The sequence below is a fragment of the Arthrobacter sp. P1_H7 genome, from assembly GCF_056405215.1.
In genome coordinates this window covers 1-14,308 of record NZ_JBFUCO010000025.1, presented here as the reverse complement: position 1 = coordinate 14,308, position 14,308 = coordinate 1, and the positions used below count along the sequence as shown (strand labels likewise).

The window sequence follows — 14,308 nt, the reverse complement described above, 5'->3', positions numbered from 1 at the left end:
TACTGACTTTGTCAGATCCGAGCCAGGCCGCGCTTCAGCGTCCGTCAATCGCGCGGTTGGTGCTGCCGTCGGGTCACCTCACGCCGTCGCTGCTCAGTATCCGGCGACCGCGTGCGGGACGTATGGGCTTTCCAGTTCCGCCTTTTCCTCGGTGGTGAGTGTCAGTTCCAAGGAGGCGACGGCGTCGGTAAGATGTGCCGGCTTGCTCGCCCCGACAATCGGCGCGCTGACCACGCTGTTGGAGCGGACCCATGCCAGGGCGACCTGGGCGCGGGGCAGGCCGCGGCGTTCGGCAATGACGCGCACGGCTTCGGCGACCGCCCTGTCGCTTTCCTCCGCGGTGTAGAGCGTCTTGCCGAACTCGTCCTTCTCCGAGCGGTTGGTTTTCTCGTCCCAGTCCCGGGTGAGCTTCCCCCGCGCTAGCGGACTCCAGGGCAGCACCCCGATCTTCTGGTCCGCGCAGAGGGGGAACATTTCGCGTTCCTCCTCTCGGTAGACCAGATTGTAGTGGTCCTGCATGGTGACGAAACGGGTCCATCCGTTTAATTGCTGAAGGTAGAGCGCTTTGCTGAACTGCCAGGCGGCCATCGAGGATGCACCGATATAGCGGACTTTGCCGGCTTTGACGACGTCGTGGAGAGCTTCCAGCGTCTCCTCGATCGGCGTGGCGGGGTCCCACCGGTGAATCTGGTACAGGTCCACGTAGTCCGTTGCGAGCCGGGTCAGGCTGGCATCGAGTTCGGCGAAGATGGCCTTGCGGGACAAGCCCCGCCCGTTGGGTCCCTGCCGCATCGCGCCGTGCACCTTCGTGGCGATGACGGTTTCATCCCGGCGGGTGAAATCTGCCAGGGCCCGGCCTATGATTTCCTCGCTGGAACCGTTGGAGTACACGTTGGCAGTATCAAAGAAATTGATGCCCGCCTCCACGGCCTGGCGGATCAGCGGCCGGCTCTGGTCCTCCGGCAGCGTCCAGGGATGCGGGCCCCGGCCCGGGTCCCCGTACGTCATGCATCCCAGTGCCAGCGGGGAGATGTCCATGCCGGTGTTGCCGAGTTTGATGTATTCCATGTTCGTCCTCCGTCAAACAGTCCCGGGCCCGGCTGCGGCCCTTGCCCCCACGCTATGTGAAGAACGGCCAACTGTGTGCACGCAAGGGGTCCCGGCCGATCCCACCGTCGCAGCGTCGCAGGCAGATGCCGCCGGGTTTGGAGAACCAGCCCGGTTGGAGCGGAGATCAAAGGCCGCCGGCTCAATGCCGAGCCGGCCGGCAGTGTCGTCGCAAGGGACTTAGACGACCCGCGACGGCAGCTTGATTCGGTCCGCTGGCCCGTGCTGTCCGGCTGGGAGGATGGCCTCGGAGACGGCGGGGCACACGCCGGATAAGGTCGATCCGATCCGTCAGAAACGGAAGTTGTTGGCCATTCGGAGCTACTCCCATTAACGCGGTTCAAGTGCGTCGGCCGACCGACTTCGAAAAAGGGCCAACTAAGTTGGAACAACCGCTCATTCAAGTGATCGAAAGTTCCCGCGAACACTGGGGTCAATAATGCAGATTTGTCTAGATAGATCGGAATCTCACATCAAAGGTCATTTTTCGAAGGTCATTTATTGTGTGCTCATGAGGCGAATCTGCCGCGTAGTTCCTCTCGGGCCCAGGTCGGATTGGCCCTGCGCGAGCGGCCCAAGTGGCTCCTCGAATCGATCACCTACATGGCGCGACTGGCAACGTTGGCGCGTGCCCAGCAGCACGGATCTTGATGCAACCTTCGCGCCGCTTGGTCTTACCACCTCGTCACCGGCCTGCATGTCGGCCTGACCGGGAAGTGACCGTGATCGGGCCGCTCGCACCTACGTGGGTACGAGCGGCCGCGATCCTCGGTCCGACGGTCAGGTGTAGCTCAGGCTGACCAGCAGTGCTTTGAGTTGGGTGTATTGGTTTGTCGCCATCCAGGCTTTCGCGGCCCCCCTGTTCGGGAACCCCGGGTCGCCGAAAAGAACCCGGGTGAACAGTCCGCCGTTGGCGGTGGAGACGAGATTGCACCATGATGCGACGCCCTCGCCCTCCTTCAGCGACCGGGGATCAGTTAGCCCCATGAAGTAGGCATCGCCATCACCAAAGGATTCCACAGCGAATCCAAAGACGGGCTTCTTGCCGTCCGGCGCCGTCATTCCGGAAACTGCCTTGTGATCGAACACGTGACGCTTCACGGGACCGCCAGTACACCCTGCAGTGACGCCGTTGGCCAGGAAGAGCAGATCGTTTCCCGCACCGTCAGCAACGATGACCTCAACGCCGGGGAGGCCGGCGGGCGGGTGCACGGTTCGCACAGTCCACGTCTCCGGATAGGCGAACGAGATGTGTCCGTCCGGGAACGTGAAGGTCTTCAGCGCGGGAGACCCGTGCTTAGCCGCTGAGGCGGGAACCTCCGACGCCGGTACCGCCCTGGCGGCAGGTGCCGTCGGTCCTGCAGTGGAAGCAGGTGGGAAAGATAACGTCGCCGTGCGGTCTGCCATGGTAATCACGACAAGGCTCGAAGCGGCGGCGGGAGTCCCTGGCTGTGGCCCACAGCCGGCAAGGGCGAGGCCGATGGAAGAACCTGCGATGGTGACGGCAGTGAAGAGTCTGGCGCGATGTGAATGCATTGTGTAGCCCCCAATTCTTATAACGGCGGGCCGAATGTCCCGCTTGAAGGCAAAGTTTCCGGGACGTGGCCAGTAATTACAGCCAGGGCAAGTTATTATGCCTTCGGATCGCCCACACGCCTCAGATGGCTGCCGCCTGCGTCCCCGCCGGAACCCGTGACAGGAAGTCCTCCACCACCGCGGCGAACTCGTCGGGCCGTTCGATCTGCGGCATGTGCCCCGTCTTCGAGAATGCGTACGACTCGGCGTGCGGCAACGCTGCCACTGCCGCCTCGAGGTGGCTGAACGGGAGGATGTGGTCGTGGTCGCCCCAGACCACGAGCATGGGAGTCTCCGACTGCGCCAACGCCCCGAGGAGGGCCCTCCGCCACCCGGCCCTGACACCAAAGATGGTTCCGAGGTCGCGAGCGACGTGGAGGAGGGTTTGGCGGTGGGACGCCCGCTGCGACAAAGCGAACGCGTGGTCAACGCGGGCGTCGGTCACCAGTGCTTTGTCGTAGAAGATCGACTCCACGGTCCGGCGCGAAGCCACTGGATCCGGACGCAGCAGCAGCGCCGCGAGCGGCCCGACGGCGAGCAGGCGCAGCACCAGTGCCACCTCCTTGCCGAATCCGGCGCTGTTGGCAAGAACCTGGGCCGAGACGCGGTCCGGATGGTCGGCTGCCAGCTTCATGGCGACGGCGCCGCCCAGCGAGTTGCCCACCACGGGCAGCGGACCGTGCACCCCCAGGGCATCGAGGAAGGCGGGCAGGATATTCGCAAGCTTCGCCAAAGTCGCTGTTCCGGAAAGCCGGTCTGAGTACGCGAAGCCCGGCAGGTCAACGCTGATCACGGTATGGCGAGCCGAGAGCCGCTCGTGCTGCTCGTTCCAGTCCTCCAGGCTCTGGCCGATGCCGTGCAGGAGCAGCACGGGATCCCCGCTGCCGGTCTTCCGGTAGCGCAACCGCGCACCGCCGACGTCGACGTGCCCGGTTCCGGGGAGGACGAGCGGATCCGGGAGCGGCGCCGTCGTCCGTCCGGATCCGCGCACCTGCTGCCCGCACCGGCCGAACCGAACGTGGTCCGTGACCCGGCCGGCCCTGAGCAGGGCGAAGTCGCGCAGATAGTTCTGGTGCAGTCGCCAAGGCGAGCCCGCGCCCTGCCGGGGGAGCTTGTCCGCGCCGCGAAGAATGTACCCGGCCTTCAGGTCAATCAGGGAACCCAGCTCCGCCGTCGCGACGTCAGCGGGTGCTTTGGGTGCCGCCCACTGCAGGTTCCGGCGGTCGAGGTACTTGAGCAGCCTGCAGATGTAGCCTGCGACCAGATCGGCTTTGAGCGTCCATGACGCGTTGGTGTAGCCGATAGTGAGCGCAAAGTTGGGCACGTCGTCGAGCATCATGCCCTTGTAGGTGAGGGTCTTGCCCACGTCCACCTGCTCGCCGTCTACAGTGAGGGTCATCCCTCCGATCACCAGCAGGTTCAGTCCTGTCGCGGTGACAATCACGTCGGCAGGAATCGACCCGCCGGACACCAGGTCAATCCCGTGCGGGGCGATCCGTGAGATCTCGTCGGTCACGATGTCGGCAGTGCCGGCGCTGATCGCCCGGTAGAGGTCCCCGTTCGGGATCGCGCAGACCCGCTGGTCCCAGGGCTGATATGACGGGGCCAGGTGCGTGTCGACCGGAAAGCCGGCCGGCAGCTTGGCGACGGCCGATTTACGGAGAATCGCTTTCATCGTTTCCGGCCGCCGCCGACTGAGCTGGTACGTGAACATCGAAAAGAGTATGTGCTTCGCCCGGACGACGTCGTACGCCAGTTGAGCGGGCACCTTGCCCCGAAGGCGGTCGGCCAGGTGGTCCCGGGACGGCACGGGGGCGATGTAGGTGGGGGAGCGTTGAAGCATGGTGACCTTGGCGGCCGACTTCGCCATCGACGGCACAAGGGTCACCGCGGTGGCGCCGCTGCCAATGACCACCACCTGCTTGCCCTCGTAATCGAGGTCGGCTGGCCAGTGCTGCGGGTGGACGATCGATCCGGCGAAAGTGTCGGCGCCCTCGATGGCCGGGGTGAACCCCTCGTCATAGCGGTAGTAGCCCGAGCAGACGGACAGGAACGAGCAGGTAAAGGTGGCTGCCTCGCCGGGACGGGATGCCGCATCGTCTTGTCGGTACTCGCCGCCCGACGTCGGGACTGCTGTCACTGTCCACCGCGCGGTTTCACTCGACCACTCGGCCGAGACGACACGGTAATTCAGCCGGATCCGCGATTCGAGACCTTCATCCGCAACCGTCGCCTCGATGTACTCGCGAATCGAATCGCCGTCGGCGATGGCCTTGGCGCCCGTCCAGGGCCGGAAGGAGTAACCGAGCGTGTACATGTCGCTGTCGGAGCGGATGCCGGGGTAGCGGAAGAGGTCCCAGGTGCCACCAACAGCGCTGCGGGACTCCAGGATCGCGAACGTCTTCCCTGGTGTTTCGCGTTTCAGCCGGCTCGCGAAACCTATGCCGCTCAGCCCGGCTCCGACAATCAACACATCCACGTGCGCGCTCATCACGCCAAGCTATCGACTTAAAGTCGAGAGAGTCAACACCGTGTTGATACCTCGCGTTAGGATGGGCGCATGGCTCCACGTGGAAGACGTACAGCACGGGTCTCGGGGGATGAACGCCAGGACGCGATCCTCACCACCGCCGAGGCGCTCCTTGGCGAGCGGTCCTTCGACGACGTTTCGATCGAGGAGCTGGCCCGCGGCGCCGGCATCTCGCGCCCCACCTTCTACTTCTACTTCTCGTCCAAGGATGAGATGCTGCTGGCCCTTCTGGACCGGGTGATCTCCGAGGTAGAACACCGTGTCAGCGAGTTGCCGCGAAATTTCGAAAGTGACCCCGCGGGAGCCTGGACACGCTCCATTGGCATGTTCGTTGAGGTGTTCGTGGCGCATCGCGGCGTCGCCACCGCGGCGATTGCAGCGCGGGCCCGCAACGACGAGGTGCGCGCCCTATGGTCCAAATCGATGCAGTCCTGGGTCGATTTCTCGAGCGATGTCATCTCGTCCGAGCAAGCCCGAGGGGCCGCGTCGGACGGCATCGACGCCCATGACCTGGCCGTAAGCCTCAATCTCATGAACGAGCGTGTGATCACCGCCGTCCTCAACCGGGAGATTCCCTCGATCGCGGAGTCCCATGCCCTGGACGTGTTATCCACCATCTGGATCCGCAGTATCTACGGGTCCGTCAACCCCGGCCGTTCCTAGCGCCCGGGTGGAAAGGAAGAACCCGCATGCCTCACCAGATCAAGACCCTGACCGTGCTCGGCACCGGAGTGCTCGGTTCCCAGATCGCCTATCAGGCCGCCTTCCACGGATTCACTGTCACCGCCTACGACGTCGACGGCGACGCCCTGGAGAAGGCCCGGGCGCGCTTCGCCCGGCTTGTCGGCATCTACCGGGCGGCCAACGTCGGCGGTGCCGGAGAGGGCAAGGCCGAGGCAGCTCTTGATAACCTCCGTCTCACCGCCGACCTCGGGGACGCCGTCGCCGATGCAGACCTCGTGATCGAGGCCGTTCCTGAGCTGCTCGAGGTGAAGCGGGACGTCTACCGCATGCTCGCTGAATTGGCCCCCGCCAAGACCATCATCGCCACGAACTCATCAACTTTGCTGCCCAGTGATCTCAAGGATTCCACCGGCCGCCCCGACCGCTTCCTCGCCATCCATTACGCCAACAACATCTGGGCGCAGAACATCGCCGAGGTGATGGGCACCGCCGAAAACGATCCCGCAGTCTTCGACGCCGTCGTCGAGTTCGCGCGAAACAGCGGGCTGGAGCCGATCGAGATCAGGAAGGAGAAAGCCGGCTACGTGCTGAACTCCCTGCTGGTCCCGCTCCTGAACGCGGCCGCCGGCCTGCTGCTGCAGGGCGTCGCCAGCCCGGAAACGATCGACAAGACGTGGCGCATCGCCACCGGAGCGCCGAGCGGTCCGTTCCAGATCTACGACGTCGTCGGGCTGGGAACCGCCTACAACATTGCCGCGTCCTCGCCAGAGCCCGGATCCCAGGCCTTCGCTCGGTACCTCAAGGACAACTACATCGACCAGGGCAAGCTCGGCGTCGAGACGGGCGAGGGTTTTTACACCTACTGAGCCTTCGCATGGGCGGACGGACGGTGCTGACGGACGGTTCACCGGCGGGGGGAGTGGCTACGGAGCCGCTTTTGACGCGGACCCGTCAGCCCTTGCGGTTCGTGTCCAGGACGGTGATGTCCAGGGGCATGCGCTTGGCGCGACGGAGGCGTCCGGCCAGCACGTTGCGCACCCCGCGGGTCACCATGGTCGTCTTGGTCAGATACCGGAACTCGGCGGCGTCCGACGTTACCAGGTCCAGCAGCGGCCGCGCGGCGTCGTCAGGGGTCTGCCCCCATAGGCCGACGACGACCTGCAGCCCGCCCAGTCGATGCTCGTACCCGGGCTGGGACGTGACGTGCCCCAGCATGTCCGTGATCACCAGGCCCGGATTCATGCCATGCACCCGGACGCCGGTGCCCTTGGTCTCCACCCGCAACGTCTCGGTGAAGTGGCGCACCCAACGCTTGCTTGACGCGTACGCGTTCTGCAGCGCTACCGGCCCCTGGTCGCCGTGGCCGTACACGTTGACGAGGTCGCCGCGACCTTGGCCGATGAACACCGGCAACGCCACCCTCGACCCGTGGAACGTGCCGAGGATGTTCGTGCGCACCACTCGCGTGAAGTCCTCGACCGGTGTGGACGCCGTCGGCCCGAAGACACCGGAAGCTCCGGCGTTGTTGACCCAGATGTCGAGCGTCCCGCGGCTAAGGGCCTCGTCGCGCAGGGCCTCGACGTCGGCCAGCTCGCCGGTGTCGCACTGACGCCCGGACGCCGCGATGCCTTCCGCATGCAGCCGCTCGACGGCGGCCTCGACGTCGGCGCCCGACCTGGACGCCAGCACCACGGTCGCACCCTGATGCCCCAGCAACCGGGCCATAGCCAACCCCAGGCCGCGCGTCGAGCCAGTCACCACCGCCACGCGTCCGCGGAGGACGTCTCGTCGCGAACCCATGCTTCTCTCATACGCGCAGCGGCCGGGGAGAGCAAGGGCGCCGGCGTGGTGACAGTTCCGAGGTGGTTGTCCGCCGGGTGGTTCCCCGGCGGCGCTGTTCCATCGCATCGGGGCAATTATGGGGGGTCTGTCGGGACGCCGCGGACGGATTTAGGCTGAATGATTCCGCGACGCCGGCGGCGTCTGCCTCGGGCGGGGAGGAAGATCAGCGGCCGCCTTGTCGTACGTAGTCGGCGGGATCGTAGTGGATCCGGAGTATCGAGATCTTGCCGTTGTCGAAGCGGAAGAACTCTGCGAGCCGGACAATCCCGGCCGGCATGCGGGCGTCGTAGAGTATCGCGGAGCCATCTGAGCCGTGGACCTCTTGGATGATCTCAAGGTCCGACATCGTGGAGATGAAGCCTTTTACGCCTTGGCAGAATCCGGCGGCCCCTGTGCGCTTCCCTGCGATCGGACCTTCAAATTCGAGGTCATCGACGAGCAAAGTGCGCAGCTCGCCGTCGGGGTCGAACGCATCTATGCCCGCGGCCAGGATCCGGTAGTAGCGCTGGAGTACGTCTGGCGCAGCCTTGCTCAGCGTGGACATCGGCAGCTCCTCCTTAAGATTGAAATATTCAAGCTCTGCACATCGATGAGGCGGAGAACGCGGTTCAATTTGCACCGGATCGTCGCCGGTCAGGTTATAGCCGTTGAGTACAGAAGTCACGACGACGAGGAGGGCTGCCGCTGCGGCGTGGTGCTCGCCGTCGTTTGCCTGGGATGCACGAAGGCTGAGGCGAAGACGCAGCGGCGTGGCGGGGCTGCGGTCCCCGGAGTCGTTCAGGCGTTCTGCTGGTTCGCGGCCGTCAGCTTTGTGCCTAGAACTGGGTAGTGCCGCGCAGCCGGCGGGGGCGGCCGTCTGGGTCCATGAGGAGGCGGCTCATCGGATCTGCCCAGATGCGTTGGCGCGGCGACACCGGCTCTGGCGTGTGGTGGCGCACGTGTCCGGCGGGTCGGGGTGAGCCCCGGCCGGTTTCATGCCAGCGGTCGAGAGTGTCTGCGGTGGTATTCCAAAGTTTGAGCCCGGCCGCCGGGTCGACGAGCCGGGGGTCGTTCTGGTCCAGGCCCAAGTGTTCGGCCCAGAGTTGGAGCCGGAGCCCGCGAGCCAAAGGCCGGAAAGTGTCGTGGCTGTTGTCAGTGCCGGCCGCGTCCCGGTTTTCGACAGTCGTGTCGAATACGGCGCAGGTGAGCTCGCTGTCGTTGGTCCAGGACCGGCGGTTGAAGTTGTCTGAGCCGCAGGTGAACCAGGCGTCGTCGATGATGCAAATCTTGGCGTGGACATAGATCGGAGTTCCCGCGCGGTTCTCCAGGTCGAACACGCCGACCCTGTCGGGCGCGACCCGACGCAGCATGCTGATGGCACGCAGTTGCCCGATCCGGGCCGCCGGCCCTGCGAGCGGCCCATCAGCGTCGGGGTAACGGGGGACGACGGCGATCACGTTCAGGTCGGGATTCCGGTCGAGGGCCTCCGCGATTCCGGCTGCGACCTCTTTCGACCACAGGTACTGATCCTCGACGTAGATCAGCGAGCGGGCACGGGCGAAGGCTTTCGTGTAGGCGCGGGCAATGCTGCGCTCCCCACCAGGCGCGAACGGAAACGGGGGACGCCTAACGCCGTAGGTGCGCAGCAGCTGCACCGCGTGGGGGCCCGCCGGCGGTGGCGGAGGAGCAGTGGCCGGGAGCGGTTCGGGGTGCCGGGGCATACGGGCCAGTCGTTGCAGCAGCATCCGGTAGGGGGTGCGTCGGTCCAGGGGATGGGGGTCGTTCCACCGTTCAGCGAACACTGCCAGCACATCTGCCACCACGGGGCCACGCAGTTCGAGGGCGGCATCGTGCCACGGCGGTCGTTTCCCGTACCGGGAATCCATGGTCACGGCTTGCGGGTCTCCCGCGTGGTCGGCATCGTCGCGACGGCTGTGGGAAAGGTCGATCCCGCCAACGAACGCGACGTCCCGCGACGGATTGTCACGACGGCGGATGACGAAGATTTTTTGGTGATGGGAGCCAAACAGGCGTACACGCTGATCCAGAAGCACCTCTCCGCCGGCGTCGTTGACCTGACGACTCAGGAGCTCGTTGGACCGGCCGCTGATCGGGGCCGACACGCGCTCTCCGTGGGATCTCCAGACAAGGCCCCGCACTTCCACACCCGCGCCGGCCAACCCCGCGAGCACGTCGCCGATCGACGGTCCGTCCGCCAGCAGCCGCTCGTCGGCGTCGCCACGCCAGTCGGTGAACCACACGCGGTCTCCCGCCTGCAGAGCCGTTAACTCCTCGTGCAGCCGGGCGAAGTAGGTCGCTCCATGAATCAGGGGCAGTACGAGATTGCCCTCCGACCACGGCGGCGATCCGGCACCGCCCGCGTGTACGTCTGTGGCCAAATTCCCCCGCTCAGCGCGGCTCAGAAACCACGTACCAGCATCACTGTCCACTCAGTCCTTCTTTCGGCGCCCGAGCCCAGGCCACTTGTGTCCGGTCTTCAAAGTAGCGACTGTGCTGCCTAATGTCACCGACCGGGTCAAAGGCGCCCGGTGTCAGCGGACCAGCGGAACAGCCATTCGTGATGGGCGCCCACTTGAACTGATACTCAGGGATGGCTTTTATGGAGGGCGGCGCAGCACCGGATCAAAGCCGCACTCTGGCCCTACCGGGATAGCGCTGGTCGGCCTATCGTGTTCCTGACACAGCCCGAGGGAAAGGAACGACGATGTTCACCCTGCAGATTAGCTATCCGGTCCGGGACTACGAGGCTTTCAAGAACGTCTTCGACAGCGATCCCGCAGGCCGCGCCGCCTCGGGCGCCCGGTCTGTCCGCTTGTTCCGGGATGCCGAGGACCAGAACAGCGTGGCCGTGCTCCTTGACTTCGACACCAAGGACGCCGCGACCGGCTTTCTGGAAAAGTTGCGCAGCCAGGTGTGGGACAAACCAGAGGTGATAGGGCAGCTGATGACGGCAGCGCCGACAGCCAGGATTCTGGAAGAGGTGGCCCGCGAGGGCCAGGGCGCGGGCTGACCGCTGAGAATCCTGTGGTCCTGGATTTCCCGAATTGGGTTGATTGTGGCGATTTCCAAGCGGATCTCCTCACTGATTTCCGTAGCGGACTCTGCGCTGCATCCCGCCGTCGAGAGCTTCTGCAGACTGTCCAACTCAGCCAGAGCGATCCGACGGCGGTCCATTCATGAGGGTTCCTTAATGCGCACTTCATCTGGACCTCATGCTCTTCGTTCATGCTGGTCACACAATCTGAAGCGGCACTTGGAGCTGATCCGATGAGCTGGAACCTGCCCGTCCTGCAATATGCCGACGAAGCTACGGGCACAACTTGGCGAGTCAGCCGGGCCTGGTTCGACAAGAAGCCAGGAAACTACGTGCTGGAGGTCGTGAGTCAGGGCCGGACCCGCGCTCTCCGTGGAGCCTATCTGCGTCAGGGGCGCTTTGAACTCGTGCCGCTGGACGATCCCGAACTGCCCGCCTTGCGGGCGGAAGCGCAGGAAGGCGAACTCATTACGTATCGGCCCCACAGGCGTGCGGTGGTCCGGGCGGAGGGCCGTTACATTAAGATTTTCCTGCCAGGGCAGGCCATCGCGTCCGCCGAACGCTGCGCACGCGTGAACATTCTCCTGGACGCCGCCGGCACCTTCACGACCCCCAGGATCCTTCGCAGCGCCAAGGACGTCATCGTTTTCAGCACCGTCCCGGGACCGACCTTGAACGAGCTGAGTGAGGATCACTACACGACCAGCGATGAATCGTTCGCACGGGCATGGGAGAAATGGGCGCGCTCGTGGGTCGCTCAGCTGAGCGTCCCGCCCGGCAGCGCCGCGCGCAGCGTTCTGAACAGCCTGCCGCTCCGCTCAGCAGAGGTGGAAGCAGCGTATCTGTGGCGACGCGTGAACCGCTGGCTGCGTCACTTCGAAAACGTGCCGGAAATGTCGCCTCAAGTCAGTGCCTTGCGGGCCGCAGCGGAGGATGTGACGAAGAATTTGCTTCGGACGGCCCCGGATCCGCTGGTGTGGTCCCACGGAGACCTGCACAGCAAGCAGATCATCGTAGTCGACGACCGGTCCCCGCTCGGATTGCTGGATTTTGACGAAGGAGCCCAAGCAGAGGCGGCCCGCGATCTGGCCAAGATGGACGTGCGCTTGGAGCTGCACCGGCGACGGAACCACCTGTCGTCGGCACGTTACCTTACGGCTCACAATCAAGTGTTGGCCGTAGTCGAGGAACTGCATGTAAATCCGGACCGGTTCCATGCCTACTCGGACACCATCTGGCTCCGGGAGGCATTGGTTCCGCTCCCCGGGCGCCTAGCCATGGCCACCGCCGTTCTCGACGAACGGGCAAAGCATTATCAGAGCACTGAGGCATAGCTTCCGTCAGCTCAAGGGTTCGGGGCTGCGCGGGGATCTTGATGAGCAAGCGCGGGTGCTGGAGGAGGCCACCCAACTCACGGGTTGGAGGCAGGAACACGTCGTGGAGGGAGAGAGTCATGACCGCACAGGAAACCGGGCGAAAGAGTATCGGGGGCCCGGTGTCGGTCCGCCCGCTGCGCGAAACGGACCTCGATCGCGCCGACGAGATCTGCAGGGCGGCGTTCGGGACGTTCCTCGGGATCCCCGATCCGTTCGGGACCGCCGACTATGTCCGTACTCGCTTTGCCGCCGATCCGCACGCCGCCTTCGCCGCGACGGTCGACGGCGAGCTCGCCGGATCGAACTTCGCCGCCAACTGGGGCAGCGTCGGGTTCTTCGGGCCGCTGACCGTGCGTCCGGACCTGTGGGACCACGGCGTCGGGAAAAGCCTTATGGAGCCGATCATGGGCTGCTTCGAGACCTGGGGAAATAGCCACCTCGGCCTGTTCACCTTCGCGCACAGTCCCAAACACCTCGAGCTCTACCGCCGGTACGGCTTCTGGCCCCGATTCCTGACCGCCGTCATGCGTAAGCCGGTCGAAGCCCGCGGCGCGGTGCCCGGCCGGGTGACGTATGCCGAACTGCCCGCCGCCGAGCGGCCCGACTACCTCAACGCCTGTCGTGCCCTGACCGACGCCGTGTACGAGGGGCTGGACCTGGAACGCGAGATCGTGGCCACGCACGCGCAGGGACCCGGGGACACCGTGCTGCTGCCGGGCGAGTCGGGACTCGACGGGCTGGCCGTGTGTCACTGCGGACCGGGCACGGAGGCCGGCGCGGATGTGTGCTTCGTCAAGTTCGGCGCCGTACGCCCCGGCCGGCAGGCCGGTGACAGATTCGAACGACTACTCGACGCCTGCGAGCAACTGGCCGCCGAGCGCGGACTGGGTCAGCTCGAGGCCGGGATGAACCTTGGCCGCCCGGATGCCTATCAGCGCATGGTCGCCCGAGGTTTCCATACCGGAATGCAGGGCGTGACCATGCACCGGCCCAACGAGCCCGGCTACAGTCACCCCGACGCCTACGTGATCGACGACTGGCGCTGACATCCCCGTCCCCTACCGTGCACCATGTCCCGGTCAACTGTTGGAAAATCTTCCAAATAGACCTACATCTCTCATTCTTCTTTTGGGCGGGCAGCAAAGCTGCCCTTCTGTACCCGGTGGCATCTATACCCGGTGGCAAAAAGAGACTACTGCGTCCCGTCTGCGCTCGGACAGGTTTTGAGGCTGTCAGAATGCCAGGTTCCAGTCCTAGGCTTCGTCGTGACGGGAGTATGAGGAACCCGAGGCCGTACGTTCCAAGAGTCCGAAGTCGATCATGTAGCGGCGCAGCATCACGACGTCATCGGAATAGCTGAGGAGCCGTTCATTAACCTGCTTTTCCGTTAGGTGTTCGCCCGGCTCGATAGCTTCGCTGACGATCCAAGCCAGGAGCTCCCGCCGTTCCGTCATGTTGGCTGGATACCTCTCGATCCTCCCCAAGCGCATGAAGCGGGCCAATCCGGTTTGCGCCTGGCGCCGCGGTTGCTGTGTTAGAAGGTCGCGGAAGATCGCCTCGGGTGCCTCCAGTTCGTTGGCGGCATTGCGTTCCACGAGCCCTGACTCAAGCAGGGCGGCGGTGGCCCGGTTTCGTCGGTGGTCATTCAGGTCAGCAAGCACGTCGGGGAGCTTGGCGCCGAGCACTATTTGCGCGTAGGCGGTCCGAGCGTCCGTGTTAGCGAGGGCTGCCACTACTCGCCGCCAGTGCGGTCCGCTCAGCCTCGTCCCTCCGGTCACAGCGTTTTCCTCACTCTACGTCTGCCCCGCCTGTGATGGTCACCCCGTGCTTGGTCACCAGGCAAAATCGTAGTCCCGCGCGGGTGTGGCGGACAGGGCCTGCAGGCGGCGACTGATGGCCCGGACATTGACGGTTGGCCGTTCAGACGGATTGGAGCAGGCGGTATTCCGGTACTGGATCGGTCAGTGGGTGCCCGGCGGTGAATTGGTGCCAGTCCGGGAAGGGGTCCGGGGGCAGGTCCGGGTCCGGATCCGTGGGCAGGTCTGGGTCCGGGTCCTCGGGCGGGGCTTGATCGGAGCCTGTGCCGGTGTCGGGTTCCGGGCGTGTGTCCGTGGCCGGGATGTGGGGCAGCCAGTCCTCGGGCCAGCGGGGTGGTTCCCA

General features: G+C 65.0%; 12 protein-coding genes and 1 pseudogene. 5 read left to right on the top strand and 8 right to left on the bottom strand.

Annotated elements, in window-relative coordinates; all coding sequences use genetic code 11:
• Positions 1–93: 93 nt before the first annotated feature.
• The 3 genes from AC1DXI_RS19435 to AC1DXI_RS19425 all read right to left on the bottom strand — a co-directional run bounded on the left by AC1DXI_RS19435 (position 94) and on the right by AC1DXI_RS19425 (position 5,173).
• Positions 94–1,068 (bottom strand): aldo/keto reductase, encoded by a 975-nt coding sequence (locus AC1DXI_RS19435; RefSeq protein WP_476939957.1) that lies wholly within the window; start codon positions 1,066–1,068, stop codon positions 94–96.
• 819 nt (positions 1,069–1,887) lie between these two features.
• Positions 1,888–2,319: a hypothetical protein gene (locus AC1DXI_RS19430; RefSeq protein ID WP_476939956.1), complete on the bottom strand. Its 432-nt coding sequence runs from the start codon at positions 2,317–2,319 to the stop codon at positions 1,888–1,890.
• A 445-nt stretch (positions 2,320–2,764) separates the two neighbouring features.
• Positions 2,765–5,173, bottom strand: a complete 2,409-nt coding sequence (locus tag AC1DXI_RS19425; protein ID WP_476939955.1) for an alpha/beta fold hydrolase — start codon at positions 5,171–5,173, stop codon at positions 2,765–2,767.
• Positions 5,174–5,242: 69 nt separating this feature from the next.
• Here AC1DXI_RS19425 and AC1DXI_RS19420 point away from each other — a divergent pair, with 69 nt between their 5' ends.
• Both AC1DXI_RS19420 and AC1DXI_RS19415 read left to right on the top strand, forming a co-directional pair.
• Positions 5,243–5,875 carry a TetR/AcrR family transcriptional regulator gene (locus tag AC1DXI_RS19420; protein WP_476939954.1) on the top strand — a complete coding sequence of 211 codons (633 nt, stop codon included), beginning with the start codon at positions 5,243–5,245 and terminating at the stop codon, positions 5,873–5,875.
• A 26-nt stretch (positions 5,876–5,901) separates the two neighbouring features.
• The gene (locus tag AC1DXI_RS19415; protein ID WP_476939953.1) at positions 5,902–6,762 is read left to right on the top strand and encodes a 3-hydroxyacyl-CoA dehydrogenase; all 861 of its coding nucleotides are present in this window, start codon (positions 5,902–5,904) and stop codon (positions 6,760–6,762) included.
• An 85-nt stretch (positions 6,763–6,847) separates the two neighbouring features.
• Here the strand turns inward: AC1DXI_RS19415 and AC1DXI_RS19410 are convergent, their stop codons facing one another.
• The 3 genes from AC1DXI_RS19410 to AC1DXI_RS19400 all read right to left on the bottom strand — a co-directional run bounded on the left by AC1DXI_RS19410 (position 6,848) and on the right by AC1DXI_RS19400 (position 10,167).
• Positions 6,848–7,696, bottom strand: a complete 849-nt coding sequence (locus AC1DXI_RS19410; protein WP_476939952.1) for an SDR family NAD(P)-dependent oxidoreductase — start codon at positions 7,694–7,696, stop codon at positions 6,848–6,850.
• Between the two features lie 205 nt (positions 7,697–7,901).
• The gene (locus AC1DXI_RS19405; RefSeq protein WP_476939951.1) at positions 7,902–8,282 is read right to left on the bottom strand and encodes a nuclear transport factor 2 family protein; all 381 of its coding nucleotides are present in this window, start codon (positions 8,280–8,282) and stop codon (positions 7,902–7,904) included.
• A 271-nt stretch (positions 8,283–8,553) separates the two neighbouring features.
• Positions 8,554–10,167: a phospholipase D family protein gene (locus AC1DXI_RS19400; protein WP_476939950.1), complete on the bottom strand. Its 1,614-nt coding sequence runs from the start codon at positions 10,165–10,167 to the stop codon at positions 8,554–8,556.
• Positions 10,168–10,442: 275 nt separating this feature from the next.
• Between AC1DXI_RS19400 and AC1DXI_RS19395 the strand changes: the two genes are divergently transcribed.
• The 3 genes from AC1DXI_RS19395 (at position 10,443) to AC1DXI_RS19385 (ending at position 13,194) form a co-directional block, all read left to right on the top strand.
• The gene (locus AC1DXI_RS19395; RefSeq protein ID WP_026537151.1) at positions 10,443–10,748 is read left to right on the top strand and encodes a hypothetical protein; all 306 of its coding nucleotides are present in this window, start codon (positions 10,443–10,445) and stop codon (positions 10,746–10,748) included.
• A gap of 215 nt (positions 10,749–10,963) precedes the next feature.
• Positions 10,964–12,106 (top strand): phosphotransferase, encoded by a 1,143-nt coding sequence (locus AC1DXI_RS19390; RefSeq protein ID WP_476939949.1) that lies wholly within the window; start codon positions 10,964–10,966, stop codon positions 12,104–12,106.
• Positions 12,107–12,225: 119 nt separating this feature from the next.
• Entirely contained in the window at positions 12,226–13,194 is a 969-nt protein-coding gene (locus tag AC1DXI_RS19385) for a GNAT family N-acetyltransferase (protein ID WP_476939948.1), read from the top strand.
• 207 nt (positions 13,195–13,401) lie between these two features.
• Here AC1DXI_RS19385 and AC1DXI_RS19380 read toward each other — a convergent pair whose 3' ends face one another.
• Together AC1DXI_RS19380 and AC1DXI_RS19375 are read right to left on the bottom strand one after the other, a co-directional pair.
• Positions 13,402–13,881 carry a DUF2087 domain-containing protein gene (locus tag AC1DXI_RS19380; RefSeq protein WP_476939947.1) on the bottom strand — a complete coding sequence of 160 codons (480 nt, stop codon included), beginning with the start codon at positions 13,879–13,881 and terminating at the stop codon, positions 13,402–13,404.
• A 187-nt stretch (positions 13,882–14,068) separates the two neighbouring features.
• Positions 14,069–14,308 (bottom strand): annotated as a pseudogene (locus tag AC1DXI_RS19375) (HNH endonuclease signature motif containing protein); the annotation flags it as partial.

What these genes read in the sequence shown, in the direction of transcription:
- AC1DXI_RS19435 (WP_476939957.1), bottom strand. Translation starts at nt 1,068, where the DNA reads ATGGAATACATCAAACTCGGCAACACCGGCATGGACATCTCCCCGCTG.
- AC1DXI_RS19425 (WP_476939955.1), bottom strand. Translation starts at nt 5,173, where the DNA reads ATGAGCGCGCACGTGGATGTGTTGATTGTCGGAGCCGGGCTGAGCGGC.
- AC1DXI_RS19420 (WP_476939954.1), top strand. Translation starts at nt 5,243, where the DNA reads ATGGCTCCACGTGGAAGACGTACAGCACGGGTCTCGGGGGATGAACGC.
- AC1DXI_RS19415 (WP_476939953.1), top strand. Translation starts at nt 5,902, where the DNA reads ATGCCTCACCAGATCAAGACCCTGACCGTGCTCGGCACCGGAGTGCTC.
- AC1DXI_RS19410 (WP_476939952.1), bottom strand. Translation starts at nt 7,696, where the DNA reads ATGGGTTCGCGACGAGACGTCCTCCGCGGACGCGTGGCGGTGGTGACT.
- AC1DXI_RS19405 (WP_476939951.1), bottom strand. Translation starts at nt 8,282, where the DNA reads ATGTCCACGCTGAGCAAGGCTGCGCCAGACGTACTCCAGCGCTACTAC.
- AC1DXI_RS19395 (WP_026537151.1), top strand. Translation starts at nt 10,443, where the DNA reads ATGTTCACCCTGCAGATTAGCTATCCGGTCCGGGACTACGAGGCTTTC.
- AC1DXI_RS19390 (WP_476939949.1), top strand. Translation starts at nt 10,964, where the DNA reads ATGCTGGTCACACAATCTGAAGCGGCACTTGGAGCTGATCCGATGAGC.
- AC1DXI_RS19385 (WP_476939948.1), top strand. Translation starts at nt 12,226, where the DNA reads ATGACCGCACAGGAAACCGGGCGAAAGAGTATCGGGGGCCCGGTGTCG.